Here is an 18837-nt window from a genome sequence, read left to right on the forward strand (position 1 = left end):
AGCCGCCTCATCCCTCCCCGGCCGCGCGGGCTGCCATTAGCGCATCGATCTCCGACCCGCTGTAGCCAGCCTCCGCCAGCACTTCGCGGGAGTGTTCGCCGAGACGTGGCGGCACGCGATGCAGATTGGGCGGGGCTTCGGAAAACTTGGTGGCCGGACGGGCCTGGCGGATCTTGCCTTCGGACGGGTGATCGATCGCAGCGAAGTAATCGACCGCCTTAAGGTGCTCCTGCTCGGTGATCTCGCTGATCCGCGCGAAGGCGGTGTGCGGCACATCGAGACGCAGCAGCATCTCCTGCCATTCGGCCGTGGTGCGGCCCTGCGCGATCTCGTTCATTCGCGCATAGATCCGATCGATGTTCTCGGCACGCGCCACCGGATCGCGCACCTGCAGTTCCTCGATCAGCTCGGGCCGGCCGACCGCCTCGAAGAACGCGGACCAATTGTCGCCCGAGTACGGCAGCATGGTGATCCAGCCGTCCTTGGTCCGCACCGGCTTGCGCTCCTTCATCCGCTTGTAGCCGGGAGGCCCGATCGGCGGATCGAACGCGTAGCCACCCAGCATCTCGACGCTGTTGAAGCCCGCGATGGTCTCCAGCATCGGCACTTCGACGAGCTGACCCTTGCCGGTGCGCTCGCGGCTGAACAGCGCCGCCGACACCGCGCCGGCCAGCGCTTGGCCACAGATCTTGTCGCCGATCAGGCTCGGCACGAATTGCGGCTCGTCGTCTGATCCGACCGACGAGGCGAGGCCCGACGCCGCCTGGATGATCTCGTCGAACGCGGGCCGCTTCGCCCACGGCCCTTCCTGGCCGAAGCCGGTCGCAGCCGCGTAGATCAGCCTGGGATTGAGCGCGCGGCACTCGTCGTAACCGAAGCCGAGCCGCGCCATCGCAGCCGGGCGCACATTGGTGACCAGCACGTCGGCGGTCGGGATCAGCCGCTGCAGCGCCGCCTTGCCGTCCGGATGCTTGAGGTCGAGCGCGAGGCTGCGCTTGTTGCGGTTCACCGCCATGAACTGGCCGCTCATGCCGCGATTGCGGAACGCACCGCTGTAGCGCCACATGTCGCCGTCCAGCGTTTCGATCTTGATGACGTCGGCGCCCCAGTCGCCAAGGATCTGCGCCGCATAGGGGCCGAACAACACGCTGGTGAGATCGAGAATGCGGATGCCGGCGAGCGGCCCGGTCGGTTCGGTCATGGTCGGTCACAATGAGAGAAACGGAGGACTGATCGCGCCGCATCTCGCGGCACGATCGGAGGATGGACTCGGCCGACGCCCCGCCGTCGGCGAGTGCGAGCTACTCGTTCAGCACATCGCCGAACAACTCCCACGAGGTGCCGTTGAAGCGCGCCATCTGCAACTGCCGGATCGGCGTGCGCTGATCGGGCGACATCTGCAGCTTGATGCCGGGCAGCAGCATCGGCAGTTCGACGCCGTCGAGCGACTCCGCCTGCTTCATCAGATTCGCCCGCGTGAGATCGTCGCCGGAGCGGCGCAGCACCAGCTCCATCATCTGCGCGAAAGTGTAGCCGGAGACGTTGAAGATATCGGCCGGATCGGCCCCCGCATTGTAGGTCTTCATCCAGCTCCGCCATTGCTGCATGCCGGGATCGTCGGCCCAGCGCGGATCGCCCGGATCCTTCAGATAAGCGCCGGTGACGATGCCGACCGCATTCTCCAGCCCCGCCGGCTTGAGCACCGAGCCGACCGAATTCGACACCGCCGGCAGGATGATCTGCGGCTTCCAGCCGAGCTCGGCGGCCTTCTTGATCACCTGCGCGGCGAATTTCGGCGTGCACTCGTTGAACAGCACGTCGGCGCCGGCGGCCTTGAACTTGACGATCTGCGAGTCGACGGTCGGATCGGTGGACTCGTAAACCGCCTCCGACACGATCTGGTCGACATGCTCGCCCAGCCCTTCCTTGAAGCCGGCGAGATAATCGCGGCCGGCTTCTTCGGCCGGTGTGATCACCGCGATCCTGGCGCCCGGCTTGTTGGCGAGAATCCACTTCGCGTAGATCTTGCCTTCGGTCCTGTAGGTCGGCTGCGAACCGGTGCTCCACGGGAAATGCGCGGCGTCGTTCCAGCGGCTCGCGCCGCTGAACGGAAACAGCTGCGGGATCTTCTTGAGGTTGAGATATTTCTGCACCGCGATGTTCGGCCCGGTGCCGAGGATCGAGAACATCGCCAGCACCTCGTCGCTTTCGGCGAGCCGCCGGACCTGCTCGACCGTCTTGGCCGGCGAATAGGCATCGTCCATGCTGAGCAGCTCGACCTTGCGGCCGTTGATGCCGCCCTTGTCGTTCAGCATCTTGAAGTAAGCGGCCTCGGCGCGGCCGATCGCCGAATAGGCCGACGCCGGGCCCGAATACGGCATGGTCTGGCCGAGCTTGATGACGCTGTCGGTGGCGCCCGAATCATAGCTGCCGGCCGCAATCGCCGCACCCGTGCCGGCCGCAACCCACAGGGTCGCGCCGACGAGCATTCGCTGCAAGTACGTCATGTCTCCTCCTGGTCCGCTTTGCATCGTCTGCGCGAGGCTTGCGGTGCACTCCCTCGCAGCCATGCAGCTGCGATCAGCGCGGCCCCAGCCAGAACTATTCGACCGAGACGCGCGCTTGCTTATTGGCGAGCCGGGCGGCTCACGCGTTCAGGCAAGCATACATGTTCGATCGCGACTGTGACGTACCCTCAGCCGCGCATCCGCATGTGATTTTTGCAGGGTAGGGATTTGGAAGTGCCTCTGACGGACTCCGATCTCGCGGGCTAGACCGCCCGCAACAGGAACGACCTCATGGTGAGGAGGCGCGAAGCGCCGTCTCGAACCATGCGACACGGGCACTCCGTGGTTCATCCTTCGAGACGCCCGGCTTCGCCGGGCTCCTCAGGATGAGGGGGCAGTGCGCTTGGAAACGCTGCCTTGCTTCAATCGATCGATGAAGCGCTATAGCTGGACTTCTAGGACAGTTCGGCGCCCCGCCTCACTCTTCCTTGAAGCCGTACTCCTGATTGTTGCCGGTCGCGCCGTAGTACTTGTAGGGCAGGAACTTGCCCGACATCGTGATCTTGACGCGGTCGCCCTTCGGATTTGGCAAGCGGTCCATCACCATGTCAAAGTCGATCGCCGACATGATGCCGTCGCCGAATTCTTCCTCGATCAGCGCCTTCCAGGCCGGGCCATTGATCATCACCAGCTCGTAGAAGCGATAGATCAGCGGGTCGGTCGGCGGCATGGTGATGCCCTCGCCGCGCATCGGCACCTCGTTGAGCATCGCGGTCTCGACCTTGGAGAGGCCGAACAGCTCGGCGGCGGCGGCGGCTTGCGGCTTGGTGAGCTTCATCTGGCCCAGGATGGCGCCGACCACCAGCACTTCGGAATGGCCGCCGATCTTTTCGCAGATGTACTTCCAGGTCCAGCCCTTCTCGCGCTTGAGGTCGAGCAGCTTTTCGGTGAGTTGCGCACGCTTCATGGTCGGTCTCCTTGGCAGATAGCGGTGTTCGATGAGGGTGGATCAGCGGGCGCGGAGCTGTGCCGCGCCGGGGACGGCGACGCCGCTCGGTTGCGGCACCAGCGCCGGCTCGGCGAGTCCGGGGCGGACCAGCGGGACATTGCGCGGATCGTGCTGCGGATTTTCGGCGGCGAAGGTCTTGCTGCGCGTCACCAGGAAATCGATGATGTGGTTGCGCAGCGCGTAGTAATAAGGATGGCGGTGCAGATCGATGCGGGCGCGATCCTTCGGCAGCGGGTTCTCGACGATCTCGGCCACCACCGCGCCGGGGCCGTTGGTCATCAGGAAGATCTTGTCGGCGAGATACATTGCCTCGTCGACGTCGTGCGTGATCATAAAGGTGGTCTGCCCGGTCTCGAGGCAGATGCGCCTCACCTCGTCCTGCAGCGAACCGCGGGTCAGCGCGTCGAGCGCCGAGAACGGCTCGTCCATCAGCATGATCTTCGGCGTGATGCTGAGCGCGCGGGCGATGCCGACGCGCTGCTTCATGCCGCCCGACAGCTCCGACGGCCGCTTGTGTTCGGAGCCGGTGAGGCCGACGAGATCGATGAATTGCTGCGCATGGGCGCGGACCTTGGCCTTGTCCCACTTGCGCCACTTCGAACTCACCGCATAGGCGACATTGCCCATCACGGTGCGCCACGGCAGCAGCGCGTGGCTCTGGAAGATCACCGCGCGATCCAGGCTGGTGCCCTCGATCGCCTGGCCGTCGACGATCACCGCGCCCTCGCTCGGCTGGTCGAGCCCCGCCAGGATGTTGAGCACCGTGGTCTTGCCGCAGCCCGAGTGGCCGATGACGCAGCCGAACTCGCCGCGCGGCAGCGACAGCCACAGATCCTCGAAGATCGTCGTCTGCCCGCCCCCCGCCGCCGGATAGCGCTTGGCGATACCCTCGATCGAAATGAACTTGTCGATCATGGCGCTCACTCCGGAAACGTCACGAGACGAGTGCACTGCGCGAGGACCTGATCGAGGATCATCCCAACCACCCCGATCGACAGAATAGCGATAATCACATTCACTATCGATAAGTTATTCCATTCGTTCCAGACGAAGTACCCTATACCCGTACCCCCTACTAACATCTCGGCTGCGACGATAACCAGCCAGGCGATGCCGATCGAGATGCGCATGCCCGTGAGGATGGTCGGTGCCGCGGCCGGCAGGATGACCGTGAAAGCGCGGCGGACGGTGCCGACTTCCAGCGTGCGGGCGACGTTGACCCATTCCTTACGCACCGAGGCGACGCCGAACACGGTGTTGAGCAGCATCGGCCATATCGAGCAGATGAAGATCACGAAGATTGCCGAAAGGCCGGAGTCCTTGATGGTGTAGAGCGCCAGCGGCATCCAGGCGAGCGGCGAGATCGGCTTCAGCACCTGGATGAAAGGATCGAGCGCCTTGCTCATCAGCGGCGACATCCCGATGAGGAAGCCGAGCGGGATCGCCACCGCGACGGCCAGCAAGTAACCGGCCATCACCCGCGCGATCGAATAGCCGAGCTGGATGCCGAGCCCCTTGTCGTTAGGGCCGTTATCGTAGAACGGCCGCTTGAGATGCTCCCACAGCTTGGCGCCGACATCGAGCGGGCCGGGCATCGCCGATTTACCTTGCGTGGCCGTGAGTCCCATCAGCTTGGCGTATTCGGGATTCATCGCGGCCGTCGAGCCACTACCACGTGTGGCCAGGTGCCAGGCGCCGATGAAGCTGAGAAACAGCACCATCGACACCACGGCAGCGCGCAGCGTCAGGGACTTCGCCATCGCCTTACGACGCCTTCTTGATCTTGAAGCTGGCGAGGTAATCGTCGGGCTTCTGCGGATCGAAGCTCTTGCCCATCACGGTGAAGGATTTGTACGAGGTGGCCGGCGGCGTCAGCCCCATCTCCTTCATCACCTTGGCGGTGTCGGTGGCGAGATAGACCTGCTCGGCAACGGCCTTGTAGTCGACGTCGCCCTTGATCTGTCCCCAACGCTTCATCTGGGTCATGATCCACACTGCGAAGGACTGCCAGGGGAACGGATCGAAATCGACGCGCTTCGGATCGGTCTTCACTTCGCCGAGGCCGTCCGCATAGGTGCCGGTCAGCACCTGCTCGACCACTGTCACCGGCGCGTTGAGATAGTTCGCCGGCGCGATCGCCTCGGCGATCGACTTGCGGTTCTCCGCCTTCGACGCATAGGCGGTGGCATCGACGATGGCCCGCGTCAGCGCCGCGAACGAGTTCGGCGCGGTGGTGATGAACTCGCGGCTGGCCGCAAAGCTGCAGCAGGGATGGCCGTCCCAGATCTCCTTGGACAGGATGTGCATGAAGCCGACGCCATCATAAATGGCGCGCTGGCAGATGTTGTCCGGCGCCAGGAAGCCGTCGATATTGTCTGCTCGCAAATTGGCCACCATCTCGGGCGGCGGCACCGAACGGATCTGGACGTCCTGGTCCGGATCGAGGCCATGCTCGGCGAGATAATAGCGCAGCAGATAGTTGTGCATCGAATAGTCGAACGGCACCGCCAGCTTCATGCCCTTCCACAGCTTCGGATCGCGTTTGTCCTTGTGCTTGGTGGCGAGCGTGATGCCCTGGCCGTTGATGTTCTCGATCGCCGGCACGGTGAACGGCACCGCATTGGCGCCGAGCCCGAGTGTGATGGCGATCGGCATCGGCGCCAGCATGTGGGCGGCGTCGTATTCCTTGTTCATGGTCTTGTCGCGCACCACGGCCCAGCCGGCGGTCTTGACCACTTCGACATTAAGGCCGTGCTTGGCGTAAAAGCCCATTGGCGCGCCCATGATGATCGGCGTCGCGCAGGTGATTGGGATGAAGCCGACCTTGAGGTCCTTCTTCTCCAACGGGCCGCCTTGCGCGAACACTTCGGTGGCGATGCCAAGCGGAAAGAACTGCGAGATCGCCGCCAGCGCGGTGCCGGCACCGACCGCCTTGAGGAACGCGCGGCGCGAGGCGTCCTGCGGAAACATCGCGCGCATCACCGCCGAGGCGACGACGCCCTCGAACCGGTTGTCTTCGCTCTCCAGCATCGGCTGCTGCGCCAGCGTCGCCGTCTCGGCGGCGTGCTCTGCCTCGCTGGCGTGCTGACCACAGCTGCAGCCTGCGCCGAGGCGACGGTCGGGATCGAACGGATTGTCGAACGTGGACATGAGCCCTCCTGCGGTGACGTCGGGCTCGGTTACGCAAGGAGTGTGCCAGCGCCTCGCAGGAGATTTCGCAAGCCGATTCAGCGGCCGGGCGGATTTGGCTTCTACGAAATTTCGTATTATACGAAAGTTCGTAGGTCGATTACGAATTCTCGGAGCTTGCAATGGAGCTGGCGCCGCTGGACAAAGACGTCCACGACACCTCTGTGCTGCTACGCGCGGAGGCGTTTGATGCTCTGCCAGAAGCTGCGCTGCTGCTCGATCCCGGCGCCGACGCGATCCTCGATATAAACGCGGCCGCCTGCGCCCTGCTTGGCCGCGACCGCGAGGCGCTGCTGGCGACGCGCATCAGCACGCTGCATGACGCCCAACAATTCCCCGCGCTGATCGTTTTCACCCAGGCGGTGCTCGATCGCGGCGCCTATTGGTCGCACAGCCTGGCGCCGCTGCATGCCTCCGGCACGCCGCTCCGGGTCGAATATGCGGCGCGCGCACTTGCGACAGGTGGCCGCACGCTGGTGCTGCTGACGATGCACGATCTCGACCAGCGCCATCGCCGACATGTCGATGCCGCTGCCGACGATTACATCCACGATGGCCTGCCGGCCTGGCAGCGCGTCGAGCGGATGTTTCAGGATATCGAGCGCGAGAACCAGCTGATCCTGACCGCCGCCGGCGAGGGCATCTACGGCGTCAATGCCGAGGGCAAGGCGACCTTCGTGAACCCGGCGGCCGAGCGCATGCTCGGCTGGTCCGCCGAAGAGCTGGTCGGCCGTTCGATCCACGCCGTGATGCACCACACGCATCATGATGGCCGCCCCTATCCGGACCACGACTGCCCGATCTACGCCGCGTTTCGCGACGGCGCGGTGCACACCGTCGACGGCGAAGTGTTCTGGCGCAAGGACGGCAAGCCGGTCTGGGTCGAGTACACCTCGACGCCGATCCGCGACCGCGCGGGCGACGTTGCCGGGGCCGTGGTGGTGTTTCGCGATGTCAGTCAGCGCCGCGAAGCCGACGAGAAGCTGCACGCCGCCCTCGCGGAGGTCGACCGTCTGCGCGAGCGATTGCAGCTTGAAAACGATTATCTGCAAGAAGAAATCCGGATCGAGACTAATCCGCGCGGCATCATCGGCCAGAGCGAAGCGATCCAGACCACGCTGCGGCAGGTCAAGCTGGTGGCGCCGACCGCGGCGGCCGTGCTGATCACCGGCGAATCCGGCACCGGCAAGGAGCTGATCGCGCGCGCCATCCACGAGGCGAGTACGCGCAGCGGCCGGCCGCTGATCCGCGTCAATTGCGCGGCGATCCCGCGTGAATTGTTCGAGAGCGAATTCTTCGGCCACGCCCGCGGCGCTTTCACAGGCGCACTGCGCGATCGCATCGGCCGATTCGAGCTCGCCGACGGCGGCACGCTGTTTCTCGACGAAGTCGGCGAGATTCCGCTGGAGCTGCAGGGCAAGCTGCTGCGTGTGTTACAGGAGGGCCATTTCGAACGGGTCGGCGACGAGCGCACCCGCAATGTCGACGTTCGCCTGATCGCCGCGACCAATCGCGACCTCAAGCAGGAGGTGCAGCACGGCCGCTTCCGCGAGGACCTGTACTTCCGCCTCAACGTCTTCCCGATCCATTCCGTACCGCTGCGCGAGCGCCGCGAGGACATCCCGCTGCTTGCTCAGCATTTCCTCGCCAGCGAACGCCGCGAACTCGGCGCCGCGCTCCGCCTGTCGGAAGGCGACGTCCGAAAGCTGATGCGCTACGACTGGCCGGGCAACGTCCGCGAATTGCAGAACGTGATCGAGCGCGCCACCATCCTGGCGCACAACGGCCGACTACGGATTGATCTTCCTGAGCCGTCCGACGCGTATCCGCCTTCGAACGGGAAACAGAAGGTCGAGCCACGCCCCGCCGTCATGACCGCCGCCGAGCTGCGTGACCTGGAACGTGCCAACATCGTCGCGGCGCTGCGCGCCTGCAGCGGCAAGGTGTTCGGCCCCGACGGCGCCGCCGCGATGCTCGACGTCAAGCCGACCACGCTGTCGTCGCGGATCAAGGCGCTCGACATCTCGACGCGCGCTCCGAATTGAGCGCGGCACTGACTGCGGCGGGACCGATCAGCCGATCGGCGGCCGCCTCGTGTGCCAGTCGGTGATCGACTGATAGGCGTGCCCGGCGCGCGCCAGCACATGCTCCGACAAATGCGGCCCGACCAGCTGGAAGCTGAGCGGCATCGCATCGCTCGACATTCCCATCGGCATGGTGATGGTTGGGCTGCCGCTGAAATCGAACGGCGCGGTGAAGCGCAGGATGTTCAACAGCACGTTCGGATCGGCGCCGTATTCGCCCATCTTAGTCAGGGTCGGGATCGGCACCGGCATGGTCGGTACCAGCAACAGATCGATGTCCTCGAACAGTGCGGCCAGCGCGCCGGTGAATTTCAGCCGCTCGTGGTGAATCGCGGCGATCTCGACGCCGGTCATCGTGTGGCCCTGGTCGATCAGCTGCGCCAGATCGGGGCCGTATTCGGATTTGCGCGACGGATAAGTCGCCAGATGCGCTTCGGCGGTTTCGACCGAGCACATCGGGATCCATTGGCTGACCAACTTTTCGTAAGCGGGAAACCTCACCTCGCGGATGCCGGCGCCGAGCGCCGCCAGCGCGCGTTCGGCTTCAATTAGCGCCTTGACGACCTGCGGATCGATGCCGTCCTGCGTGTAGCTGCGGTCGACGCCGATCCGCAGCCCGCGCATGCCACCACCGAGCTGCGCCAGATAGTTCGGCACCGGCGCCTGCAGTGCGGTCGGATCGTTCGGATCGGCGCCGGCGATCACGCCGAGCATCGCCGCGGCATCGGCCGCGCTGCGGCACATCGGGCCGACGTGATCGAGCGAGTCCGCCAGCGGAAACACGCCGTAGCGGCTGACGCGTCCCCAGGTCGGTTTGATACCTGTGAGGCCGCAGGTCGCCGACGGAAACCGGATCGAGCCGCCGGTGTCGCTGCCGATCGCGCCGTAGCACAGGCCCGCGGAGGTGGCGACGCCCGAACCGCTCGACGACGAGCCGACCCAGTGATCGGCGCTCCACGGATTGAGCGGCGCATCGTCCTCCGGATGATGGCTGGTGTAGGCGCCCTCGGTCATCTTCAGCTTGCCGATCGAGATCGCGCCGCCGAGTTCGAGGCGGTCGACCACGGTCGCGTTGTGGGACGGCACGAATTTGGCGTGGATCATGGTGCCGCCGCCGGTCGGCGCGAACGCCGTGTAGCACAAGTCCTTCAACCCGATCGGCACGCCGTGGAGCGGGCCGCGGTGGATGCCCTTGGCGATCTCGTCATCCGCCTTCTTCGCCTGTCGCAGCGCGCGCTCGCCGAGCACCGTCATGTACGCGTTGAACCGTTTGTCGAACTGCGCGATGCGATCGAGCGAGGCCTGCGTCACCTCGGAGGGCTTCAACTCCCTGCGGCGGTACAGGTCCGATAATTCGGTGATCGACTTGTAGTGCAGCTCTGCGGTCATTGTTGACGCCTTGTTGTTGGGTGCGTTTCCTCGTTCGGCGTGATCCAAAGACTGCGCCGCTTCATTTCATGCTCGACTAGGCTGGAATGACGGGGCATCACCCGTCATTGCGAGGAGCGAAGCGACGAAGCAATCCAGCCCCGTGCAATTCGCCTCTGGATTGCTTCGCTTCGCTCGCAATGACGGGGAGAGTCAGTTCCCCGTCTGTGATTGTCCAGCCGCGCGCTAGAATTGCACGCCCTTGGTCAGAGCGCCGTCGACCACCAGGTTGGTACCGGTGATGAAGCTCGCCGCCTTGCTGCCGAGGAATACGACGGCGTTGGCCATCTCCTGCGGCGTGCCCATGCGGCCGGTGGGATTGAGCGCCAGTGCGGCCTTGTACAGCTCGGGATTGCCGTCTTTGATCTGGTTCCAGACGCCGCCTTCGAAATAGGTGTTGCCGGGCGACACCGAGTTGGCGCGGATGTTCTTGCCGGCGAGCTGATAGGCGAGGCCTTGCGTGTAGTGAATGATCGCAGCCTTGAATGTCCCGTAGGGGCCGGCGGCGAAATCGACCTCACGACCGGACACGCTGGAGATGGTGACGATCGCGCCGGCGCCGCTCTTCTCCAGATACGGCATCGCGGCGTCGACCAGCCGCACCGTGCCCATCATGTCGGTGGCGAATTCCTTTTCCCAGCTCTCTTCGTCCTGCCCGATCGCCAGCGCGCTGACATTGGCAACGATCACATCGATGCCGCCGAGCTTGCTCGCCATATCGGCCACCCAGGCCTTCAGCGCCGGCCCGTTGGCGACATCGACCGCGCCACCGAACGCCGCGACGCCCTTGGCTTTCAGCGCCGTGATGGTGGCATCGACCTCGGCTGCGTTGCGCGCGCAGATGCCGACGTCGGCGCCCTCGGCCGCGAAGGTTTCAGCGACGGCACGGCCGATGCCTTTGGTGCCGCCGGTGACTAGCACCTTGGCGCCCTTCAATCCCAGATGCATCTCAAACTCCCCTGTTGTGGCGCGTGCCGCCGCACGCGATGAAGTGAAACCTGCTTGCGGGGCCGTCGCTCACAGCAGCAGCTGCGCCCGCACCTTGTCTTCGTTGACGTCGTCGCCGATCAGTGAATGCGTGATCCGGCCTTTTTCCATGATGTAGCAGCGCTGCGCGATGGCCAGGATGGTGTCGAGATTCTGCTCGACGAAGATGATCGTGGTGCCGAGTTCGGTGCGGAACGACTTCAACGCTTCGCAGATGTGCTGCACGATCGACGGCTGGATGCCTTCCGACGGCTCGTCGAGGATCATCAGCGCCGGATTGCCGATCAGCGCGCGACCGATCGCGAGCTGCTGCTGTTCGCCGCCGGACATCGTGCCGGCCGCTTGCTTGCGCCGCTCCTTGAGCCGCGGGAAATACTCGTAGACCAGCTCCGGCAGCTTCTTGCCCTTCGGGCCGCCGATCAGCTCGCCGACCTGCAGATTTTCTTCCACAGTCATCTGCGGAAACACGTCGCGGCCTTGCGGGATGTAGCCGAAGCCGGCGCGCGCCCGCGCGTCGGCCTGAAGAGAGGTCACGTCACGATCCTGGAACGTGATCGAGCCACGCCAGCTGTCGAGCAATCCGATGATACAACGCATCAGCGTCGACTTGCCGACGCCGTTGCGGCCGATCACGCCGACAATCTCGCCGCGATACACCGTCATGTCGACACCCTGCAGGATCGGCGTGGCGCCATAGCCGGCCCACAGGCCGCTGACGTCGAGGATGCGGTCGGCCGGCGCGTGGTCAGTGAGCATGGGTTTTCCCGAGATAAATCTCGGCCACCTGTTCGTCCTGGAGAATCTGGTCGAGGCTGCCGCGTGCGAAGATCTTGCCGAGATGCAGCACGGTGACGCGCTGGGCGATCTGGCGCACGAACGCCATGTCGTGCTCCACGACCAGCACCGTCATGCCCTCGGCGTTGAACGACTTGATCAGTTCGCCGGTCTTGAAGGTCTCTTCCGGCGACATGCCGGCGGTCGGCTCGTCGAGCAGCAGCAGTTGCGGCCGCAGCGCCAGCGCCATGCCAATCTCCAGCCATTGCTGCTGGCCGTGCGACAGCGCGCCCGCCATCTTCTTGGCGTCGGCGGCGAGGCCGAGCAGTTCGAGCAGACGCTGCTCTTCGATCGCGCGTTCGGCGCCGGTGACTCGGTCCTGCAGCGCGATCTGGATGTTCTGCTGCACCGGCAGTTCCTTGAACACGCTCGGCGCCTGCATCTTGATACTCATGCCGCGCTGAACGCGGGCGAATGGACGTTCCGCGGTCACATCAACCGAGTCGAACAGGATGCTTCCCGTGGTGGGCGGGAACAGGCCGACGATCAGCTTGAACAGCGTGCTCTTGCCGGCGCCGTTGGGGCCGATCAGGCAATGCACCTCGCCGGCCATCACGGTGAGATCGACATCGGATACGGCGGTGAGACCGCCGAACCGCTTGGTGACACCTTTGACTTCGACGAGCGACATGGTCAGGCCTCGTCGGTCTTGAGCTTGGACTGCGCCGGCAGATCCGTCGCGGCTCGCTTGCCGCGCCGTCCCAGCCGATCCGCCACCAACTTGCCGATGCCCAGCACGAAGCCTTGCGGCGCGGCCATCACCGTGGCGAGCAGCAACGCCCCCATCAGCACCAGCGCGGCCTGCTGGCTGTAGACCGTGATGGTCTGGAAGCCGAACAGCAGCAGGAACGAACCGACCAGCGTTGCCGTCAGGTCGCTGCGCCCGGAGAACGCCACCCAGACGATCGGCATCGCCGCCGCCGGCAGGCCGATGCTCGACGGCGTGATGAACTGCCCCCACGAGGTGTAGAGCGCGCCCGAGAGCCCGGCGAGGCCGCTGCCAAGCACGAAGGTCAAGAGCTGATATTTGCGGACGTCGTAACCGAGCATCTCGGCGCGCTGCGGGTTCTCGCGGGTGGCGACGATGACGTTGCCGATGCCGGAATTCACCAACATCCGCAGCGCCAGATAGACGATCACGATCAGCGCAACCATCACATAGTACAGCGCCGAGCCCTCGATATAGAGGTTGCCGATCGCCAGCGGGTCCATCCCCTTCATGCCGTTGAAGCCGTTGAGCCGCGCGTCGCCGATATGCCATTCGGGTCCGGCGGTCTGGCCGAGGAAGAACGCCAGCACCAGCGTCGCCGACAGCGTCACGATGCCGAAGAAGATGCCGTTGATGCCACCCCAGATCATGAAATAGCCGAGGATGCCGGCCGCGATCATCGCAACCACCACCGACAGCAGCAGCGCCGCGATCGTCGTCGTGCCGCCGCCCATGTTGATCGCCAGCACGCCGTAGGAATAGCCGGCGATGCCAAAGAACAACGTCTGGCCGAACGACAGCATGCCGCCATAGCCCCACATCAGGCACAGGCCGAGCGCCATGAAGATCCAGATCAGGAAGTAGGAGAAATTGCCGACGTCGTAGGAGTCGGCGAACAGCGGATAGATCAGCGCGCCCGCCAGGATGGCGAGGAAGCAGCCCCAGAACACGGGACCGCGCCCCAGCGTCTGCGAACCTTCGAGCAGTTTGAACATCATCCCTCTCCGCTCAACGTCCGCGCCGCGCCAGCACGCTCGACAAGCCTTCCGGCAGCACCCGAATGATCAGGATGACCGCCACCAGCATGCCGATCTGGCCGATGATCTGGCCGTAGCTCGCATTCAACGTCATCCGGATCGCTGCCAGCAGCAGCGCGGCCGGCGCGGTGCCGAGCAGCACGTTGGCGCCGCCGATCACCACGGTGACGAAACTCTCGACCACGAAGGTCGCACCCATCGTCGGGATCAGCGTCATGGTCGGCGCATACAGCGCGCCGCACAGGCCCGCGAGCCCCGCACCGATGCCGAAGCTGATCGCGTAGATCCGCCCGGTGCGCGCGCCGAGCGCCCGCGCCATCGCAGCGTTCTGCATTGTCGCCCGCGCGATTACGCCGAACCGCGTTTTCATGAACACGATGTACAGCCCGACCAGCACCGCGACCGCGGCGCCGAACAGCACCAGGCGATAGGACGAAAAGGTGTAAGCGCCGATCGCGAAGCTGCCTTCGGGCGTGCCGATGCCGCGCACCGACGAGCCGACGATCAGCAGCATCGACTGCGTCACGATCAGGCTGAGGCCCCAGGTGGCGAGCAGCGAATCCAGGGGACGCTTATAGAAGCGCCGAACGATCAGATATTCGACCACGACGCCGATCAGCCCGGCGGTGATCGCCGCGGCGATCTGCGCGATCGGCAACGGCACGCCGAGATTGACGAGCCCGACAGTGACATAGGCGCCGCACATGATGAACTCGCCATGGGCCATGTTGATCACGCCCATCATGCCGAACACGATGGCGAGGCCGGCGGCCGAGAGGATCAGAAAGGCGAAGACGTCGGCGAACTGATAGAAGACCGAAAACACTTCAGCCGACATCTTGGTCTCCTGGTTGAGAGGACCGGCGCCGCTGCAACGCGGCGCCGATGTGCTTGTGATCCGTCACGCGATCAGCCTCGACCGTGTCTTGCAAGTTCGATGCCGTTGCGCATGAAGGGAGCCATGATGACCGAGCTCACGACTTCTTCGGCAGATGGCTGGGCGTGTACTGATCCTTGTCGTTCTTCTTGGTGAGATCGCAGCCGATCTCGCCGAGCCAGTACGGCTGGATCGTGCCGTAGTCCTTCTCGACCTTGACCTCGTGCTTGGGGCCGACCGAGATCAGGCGCATGCGATGCGAGGTGTGCTGGCTCTTCGGATCGATGCAGACCTTGCCTTCGGGCGCATCGATGCAAGCATCACCGGTGGCGATGACCTTGCGTAGATCCTCGAGCTTGGTCGATTTCGCCTTCTCCACCAGCGTCTTGTACATGTAGAGCGCGTTGTAGGCGTTGTAGCCCATATCGTTGATGTACATCTCGTCGGGGAACTTGGCCTTCCAGCGCTTCTTGAAGTCGTTGGCTTCGGGCGTATCGATTTCCTCGAACCAGTTGGCGGTTGCGTGCATGTTGTTCAGCGCCGGCGGCTTGAAGCGCTTGTGCTCGAAGCCGAGCATCACCTTGATCGACGAGCCCATCGGCAGGTTGAGGTTGGCGGCCGCGGCCTGTTCGAAGAACGAATCCTGGGCGGCGCCGACATTGATGGTCAGCAACCAGTCCGGCTTGGCCTTCTGGATGTTCTGAATGGTCTGGGCGAATTGCGAGACGCCGAGCGGGATGAACTCCTCGCCGACCACCTCGCCGCCGAGATCCTTCATGATCTTGCGGTTCCACTCCGCCGAGATCTGGCCGAAATTGTAATCCGCGGCGATGACGTAGACCTTCTTGCCGAACTTCTCGACCATCCACGGGATCAGCGTCGAGAACTGCTGCTCGGGCACCGCGCCCATGCTGATCATGCTGGCGTCGCAGACGCCGCCTTCATACTGGTTGGTGTAGAAATACGGCGTGGTGGTGCGATCGACGATCGGACGCACCGCCTCGCGCGAGGCCGAGGTGATGCCGCCGATCAGCACGTCGACCTTGTCGCGGTTGAGCAGACGGCGGGCGAATTCCTGATAGCGCGCGTTGTCGCCCTGCGGATCAAGGTGGATCAGCTCGATCTGGCGGCCCATGATGCCGCCGTTCTTGTTGATCTCCTCGACCGCGAGCTGCGAGCCGTGCAGCTTCGGCATGCCCATGAAGGCGAGATCGCCGGAGATATCCTCGAGCAGGCCGACCTTGAGCGGCGGATCGGCCGCATGAGCTGCGAACGGCGCAGCGGCGCCGAGCGCGAGGCCGAGCAAGGCCGTGCGGAGCAGATGTCTCTTGTGCATGTCTGATCGTCCCCTTTGGTGAAGCCGTGCTTGGAAACCGGACTATGTCTTGAGGTAGTTCTTCAGGATCGAGGCGCCCATCGTGTATTTGGGGTCCACCATGTTGCCGAGGCGGATCCGACCGGCCTGGCTGAGCAGCATGTAGGCGTCGATCTCGTCGAAGCCGTAGTCGGACGCCATCCAGCGCGTCAGTTCGCGATAGGCGATACGCGCCGCGTCCTCGAGCGGGCGTGCGCTGCCGATCGTCATGATGAAGTCCTTCGTCTCCAGCCGCGGCCAGGCGAAGCTCCAGTTCTTGATCAGGTCGACCTGCAGCGTGACGGTGGCGCGCTGCTCGAGCGCGACGCCGGACAATTCGCCATCGCCCTGTGTGGCGTGGCAATCGCCGACATAGAGCATGCCGCCGTCGGTATGCACCGGGAAGTAGATCACGGCGCCCGGCGCGACGTCGGGCAGGTCCATGTTGCCGCCGTGATAATCGGGCTGCAGCGACGAGATCGCCTCGATCTCCGGCGAGACGCCGATGGTGCCGATGAACGGCTCGTAGGGCAGCGTGATCTTGTCGGTCCATTTCACGCCGTTCCGGTCGACGTGAAGTTTCTTGACGCGCTCCGGCAGCGGCGGGTTGAGCAGCGCCGTCGCGGCGGTGCCGACCAGGCCGCCGAACTCCGGCATGATGCAGGTGGTCCCGGCCGGCTGCTCGCCGCGGGTCTCGACGTCGCGGATGTAGATAGCGAGGCAATCGCCTTTCTTGGCGCCCTTGACGGCGATCGGTCCGCATTGCGGATTGAGATAGGGAAAGTTCAGCTTCGCGGTCGGACTGTCGCTCTCGCTGGTGATCACGCCGCCGAACGCGTCCTCGGTCTCGACCACGACGACCGAGCCCGGGTCGATCGTCAGCGTCGGCTTGGCGTAGGGGCCGTAGACATAGTGAAACTGTCCCTGCTGCTCGATGGTCAGACTATGCGTTGCGCCGGCCGCGCCTTTGGCGACGCCGCGCGCCGCCATGATCGATTTCTTCAGCCAATCTTCGGATGACATGTGAACTCCTGAATTCTCACAGAGACGGATGACGCGTGTGCCAGTCTGTGGCGCGCTGGAAGGCAGCGCCGGCGGCGACCAGACGCGCTTCGTCGAAGTGACGGCCGACGAACTGGAACGCGACCGGACCGCCGTTCGGCGCGAAGCCGCCGGGCAGCGTGATGGTCGGGCTGCCGGTCATGTCGAACGGACAAGTAAAGCGGAGCAGGCCGCCGATCAGCGACGCGTCCTCACCAAGCGACGCCATCTTGGCGAGCGTCGGCGCGGCGTAGGCCTGAGCGGGCACCGCGATCAGATCCACGGTTTCGAACAGTGCCCGCAATGCGCCGCGGAACGCTTCCCGCCGCAGCACGATCTTCTGATAGTCCGTTCCCGATTGCTGCAGGCCGAGATCGAGCAGGCCGGCGAGACCCGGGCCATACTCATCCTTGCGCGCCGGATAGGTCACCTCGTGCGCCACCGCGGCTTCGATGCCGCACAGCGGAAACCAGTCGTCGGTCACCGCCTGCGGGTCCGGGAACGTAATGTCTTTGATGGTCGCGCCGAGATCCTTGGCGACGCGCAGCGCATCGTCGAGCACCTTGACGGCGGCGTCATCGGTGCCCTGCGAGGTCCAGCGCCGATCGACGCCGATCACCACGCCCTTGAGATCGCCCGACAGGTTCGCCGTGTAGTTCGGCACCGCCAGCTGCACCGCCGTGGTGTCGTTCGGGTCAGCGCCGGCGATGACGCCGAGCATCGCGCCGCAATCGACCGCGCTGCGCGCCATCGGCCCGATGTGATCGAGCGTCGCGGCGAGTTCGTAGGCGCCGTAGCGGCTGACGCGGCCCCAGGTCGGCTTCAGCCCGGTGATGCCGTTCGCCGCCGACGGGAAACGGATCGATCCGCCGGTGTCGGTGCCGAGCGAACCGAAGCACAGCCCGGCCGCGGTCGCCGAGCCGGATCCGCTCGACGACGCACCCGACCACAGCTCCTTGTCCCAGGGGTTCTTGGGCGGATCGATCTTGGGATGATGATCGGCGTAAGCGCCTTCGGTTTGCTGCAACTTGCCGAGAATGATCGCGCCGGCCTGTTTGAGCCGCGCCACCACGGTGGCGTCCTCGCTCGGCATGAAGTCGCGGTGGATCGTCATGCCGTGCGCCGCCGGCATGCCCTTGACCCAGCACAGATCCTTCACGGCGATCGGCACGCCGTGCAGCGGCCCTTTCACTTGGCCGGCGGCGATCTCCTGCTCCGCGGTCGCGGCTTGTTCCAGCGCCGATTCCGATGATACGTGCGCGTAGCTCTTCAGCGCGCCATCGAGCTTGTCGATGCGCTGCAGCATCGCCTTGGTGACTTCGACCGCGGACAGCTTCTTCGCCTGAATGTCCTGACCGACCTCGACGAGCCCGCGATAATGAAGATCTGTCGTCCCCAATGAACTCACTCCCGATGTGCCGACATCGCGCGGCACCAGCCGGGCATGCAGCAGCGTTCTGGCGACGCGCCCGCGCCGCCACTTGGTTTCGAGCGACAAACGAAAAAAGCCACCCGCTCCTCGAAACGAGGCGCGAATGGCTCGGATGCCGCAGCTATGGTCTATCGCGTGGGTGCTTAGTCGAACGCTACATTCATGCTTGAATTCGGACGTCGTCGGCCGAATTCAAACTCGTTTCGATTGTCACCCGACAACGAAAGTCTAAGTTGGGGAGCTTCGCAATGTCAACGAGGGAGCTTGCACAAATCCTGCACGAGTGCTGCGCAGCAAATCAGCAGTAGCGGTCTTGATCAGTCCGCGCGCTTGATGATTTCATGCACGC

16 protein-coding genes are annotated in these 18837 nt (G+C 64.6%); 1 reads left to right on the forward strand and 15 read right to left on the reverse strand.

The annotated features are described in order from the left end of the window. Window positions 1-7: 7 nt before the first annotated feature. The 6 genes from ACFFJ6_RS17060 to ACFFJ6_RS17085 all read right to left on the reverse strand — a co-directional run bounded on the left by ACFFJ6_RS17060 (window position 8) and on the right by ACFFJ6_RS17085 (window position 6666). Window positions 8-1201 carry a CaiB/BaiF CoA transferase family protein gene (locus tag ACFFJ6_RS17060; RefSeq protein WP_378389937.1) on the reverse strand — a complete coding sequence of 398 codons (1194 nt, stop codon included), beginning with the start codon at window positions 1199-1201 and terminating at the stop codon, window positions 8-10. A 100-nt stretch (window positions 1202-1301) separates the two neighbouring features. Beyond that, window positions 1302-2507, reverse strand: coding sequence for an ABC transporter substrate-binding protein (locus tag ACFFJ6_RS17065; protein WP_378389939.1), 1206 nt, complete (start codon window positions 2505-2507; stop codon window positions 1302-1304). Between the two features lie 478 nt (window positions 2508-2985). Next, complete coding sequence (gene cynS, locus ACFFJ6_RS17070; RefSeq protein WP_022721788.1) at window positions 2986-3474, reverse strand: cyanase; 489 nt, start codon at window positions 3472-3474, stop codon at window positions 2986-2988. Window positions 3475-3516: 42 nt separating this feature from the next. Continuing rightward, window positions 3517-4431, reverse strand: a complete 915-nt coding sequence (locus ACFFJ6_RS17075) for an ABC transporter ATP-binding protein (RefSeq protein WP_378389941.1) — start codon at window positions 4429-4431, stop codon at window positions 3517-3519. 5 nt (window positions 4432-4436) lie between these two features. Then, window positions 4437-5276 carry a nitrate ABC transporter permease gene (ntrB, locus tag ACFFJ6_RS17080; RefSeq protein WP_378389943.1) on the reverse strand — a complete coding sequence of 280 codons (840 nt, stop codon included), beginning with the start codon at window positions 5274-5276 and terminating at the stop codon, window positions 4437-4439. Between the two features lie 4 nt (window positions 5277-5280). Beyond that, window positions 5281-6666: a CmpA/NrtA family ABC transporter substrate-binding protein gene (locus ACFFJ6_RS17085; RefSeq protein ID WP_378389946.1), complete on the reverse strand. Its 1386-nt coding sequence runs from the start codon at window positions 6664-6666 to the stop codon at window positions 5281-5283. 161 nt (window positions 6667-6827) lie between these two features. On the opposite strand from ACFFJ6_RS17085, the gene ACFFJ6_RS17090 reads away from it, so the two are divergent. After that, window positions 6828-8750: a sigma 54-interacting transcriptional regulator gene (locus ACFFJ6_RS17090; protein WP_378389948.1), complete on the forward strand. Its 1923-nt coding sequence runs from the start codon at window positions 6828-6830 to the stop codon at window positions 8748-8750. Window positions 8751-8777: 27 nt separating this feature from the next. Here the strand turns inward: ACFFJ6_RS17090 and ACFFJ6_RS17095 are convergent, their stop codons facing one another. The 9 genes from ACFFJ6_RS17095 to ACFFJ6_RS17135 form a co-directional block, all read right to left on the reverse strand. After that, on the reverse strand, window positions 8778-10178 hold the full coding sequence (locus ACFFJ6_RS17095; RefSeq protein ID WP_378389950.1) for an amidase: 1401 nt from the start codon (window positions 10176-10178) through the stop codon (window positions 8778-8780). A 225-nt stretch (window positions 10179-10403) separates the two neighbouring features. Next, window positions 10404-11165, reverse strand: a complete 762-nt coding sequence (locus ACFFJ6_RS17100) for an SDR family NAD(P)-dependent oxidoreductase (RefSeq protein WP_378389952.1) — start codon at window positions 11163-11165, stop codon at window positions 10404-10406. Window positions 11166-11234: 69 nt separating this feature from the next. After that, window positions 11235-11960, reverse strand: a complete 726-nt coding sequence (locus tag ACFFJ6_RS17105) for an ABC transporter ATP-binding protein (RefSeq protein ID WP_378389954.1) — start codon at window positions 11958-11960, stop codon at window positions 11235-11237. Continuing rightward, window positions 11950-12669 carry an ATP-binding cassette domain-containing protein gene (locus ACFFJ6_RS17110; RefSeq protein WP_378389957.1) on the reverse strand — a complete coding sequence of 240 codons (720 nt, stop codon included), beginning with the start codon at window positions 12667-12669 and terminating at the stop codon, window positions 11950-11952. Before ACFFJ6_RS17110 ends, ACFFJ6_RS17105 begins: the two co-directional genes overlap by 11 nt. Before the next feature lie 2 nt (window positions 12670-12671). Beyond that, window positions 12672-13742, reverse strand: a complete 1071-nt coding sequence (locus ACFFJ6_RS17115) for a branched-chain amino acid ABC transporter permease (protein WP_378389958.1) — start codon at window positions 13740-13742, stop codon at window positions 12672-12674. Window positions 13743-13755: 13 nt separating this feature from the next. Beyond that, entirely contained in the window at window positions 13756-14622 is an 867-nt protein-coding gene (locus ACFFJ6_RS17120; protein ID WP_378389959.1) for an ABC transporter permease subunit, read from the reverse strand. Between the two features lie 136 nt (window positions 14623-14758). Then, a complete protein-coding gene (locus tag ACFFJ6_RS17125; RefSeq protein ID WP_378389960.1) occupies window positions 14759-15997 on the reverse strand; it encodes an urea ABC transporter substrate-binding protein in 1239 nt (412 codons plus the stop codon). Between the two features lie 42 nt (window positions 15998-16039). Beyond that, window positions 16040-17038 carry an acetamidase/formamidase family protein gene (locus ACFFJ6_RS17130; RefSeq protein ID WP_378389962.1) on the reverse strand — a complete coding sequence of 333 codons (999 nt, stop codon included), beginning with the start codon at window positions 17036-17038 and terminating at the stop codon, window positions 16040-16042. Window positions 17039-17054: 16 nt separating this feature from the next. Beyond that, window positions 17055-18455 (reverse strand): amidase, encoded by a 1401-nt coding sequence (locus ACFFJ6_RS17135; RefSeq protein ID WP_378390022.1) that lies wholly within the window; start codon window positions 18453-18455, stop codon window positions 17055-17057. Window positions 18456-18837: the final 382 nt, after the last annotated feature.

Origin of the sequence: Rhodopseudomonas telluris (assembly GCF_042432815.1) — a bacterium.
Taxonomy (GTDB): Bacteria; Pseudomonadota; Alphaproteobacteria; order Rhizobiales; family Xanthobacteraceae; genus Rhodopseudomonas; species Rhodopseudomonas telluris.

Excerpts from the sequence above, each read along its gene's own strand:
- ACFFJ6_RS17060 (WP_378389937.1), bottom strand. The coding sequence starts at position 1,201 with ATGACCGAACCGACCGGGCCGCTCGCCGGCATCCGCATTCTCGATCTC.
- ACFFJ6_RS17065 (WP_378389939.1), bottom strand. The coding sequence starts at position 2,507 with ATGACGTACTTGCAGCGAATGCTCGTCGGCGCGACCCTGTGGGTTGCG.
- cynS (WP_022721788.1), bottom strand. The coding sequence starts at position 3,474 with ATGAAGCGTGCGCAACTCACCGAAAAGCTGCTCGACCTCAAGCGCGAG.
- ACFFJ6_RS17075 (WP_378389941.1), bottom strand. The coding sequence starts at position 4,431 with ATGATCGACAAGTTCATTTCGATCGAGGGTATCGCCAAGCGCTATCCG.
- ntrB (WP_378389943.1), bottom strand. The coding sequence starts at position 5,276 with ATGGCGAAGTCCCTGACGCTGCGCGCTGCCGTGGTGTCGATGGTGCTG.
- ACFFJ6_RS17085 (WP_378389946.1), bottom strand. The coding sequence starts at position 6,666 with ATGTCCACGTTCGACAATCCGTTCGATCCCGACCGTCGCCTCGGCGCA.
- ACFFJ6_RS17090 (WP_378389948.1), top strand. The coding sequence starts at position 6,828 with ATGGAGCTGGCGCCGCTGGACAAAGACGTCCACGACACCTCTGTGCTG.
- ACFFJ6_RS17095 (WP_378389950.1), bottom strand. The coding sequence starts at position 10,178 with ATGACCGCAGAGCTGCACTACAAGTCGATCACCGAATTATCGGACCTG.
- ACFFJ6_RS17100 (WP_378389952.1), bottom strand. The coding sequence starts at position 11,165 with ATGCATCTGGGATTGAAGGGCGCCAAGGTGCTAGTCACCGGCGGCACC.
- ACFFJ6_RS17105 (WP_378389954.1), bottom strand. The coding sequence starts at position 11,960 with ATGCTCACTGACCACGCGCCGGCCGACCGCATCCTCGACGTCAGCGGC.
- ACFFJ6_RS17110 (WP_378389957.1), bottom strand. The coding sequence starts at position 12,669 with ATGTCGCTCGTCGAAGTCAAAGGTGTCACCAAGCGGTTCGGCGGTCTC.
- ACFFJ6_RS17115 (WP_378389958.1), bottom strand. The coding sequence starts at position 13,742 with ATGTTCAAACTGCTCGAAGGTTCGCAGACGCTGGGGCGCGGTCCCGTG.
- ACFFJ6_RS17120 (WP_378389959.1), bottom strand. The coding sequence starts at position 14,622 with ATGTCGGCTGAAGTGTTTTCGGTCTTCTATCAGTTCGCCGACGTCTTC.
- ACFFJ6_RS17125 (WP_378389960.1), bottom strand. The coding sequence starts at position 15,997 with ATGCACAAGAGACATCTGCTCCGCACGGCCTTGCTCGGCCTCGCGCTC.
- ACFFJ6_RS17130 (WP_378389962.1), bottom strand. The coding sequence starts at position 17,038 with ATGTCATCCGAAGATTGGCTGAAGAAATCGATCATGGCGGCGCGCGGC.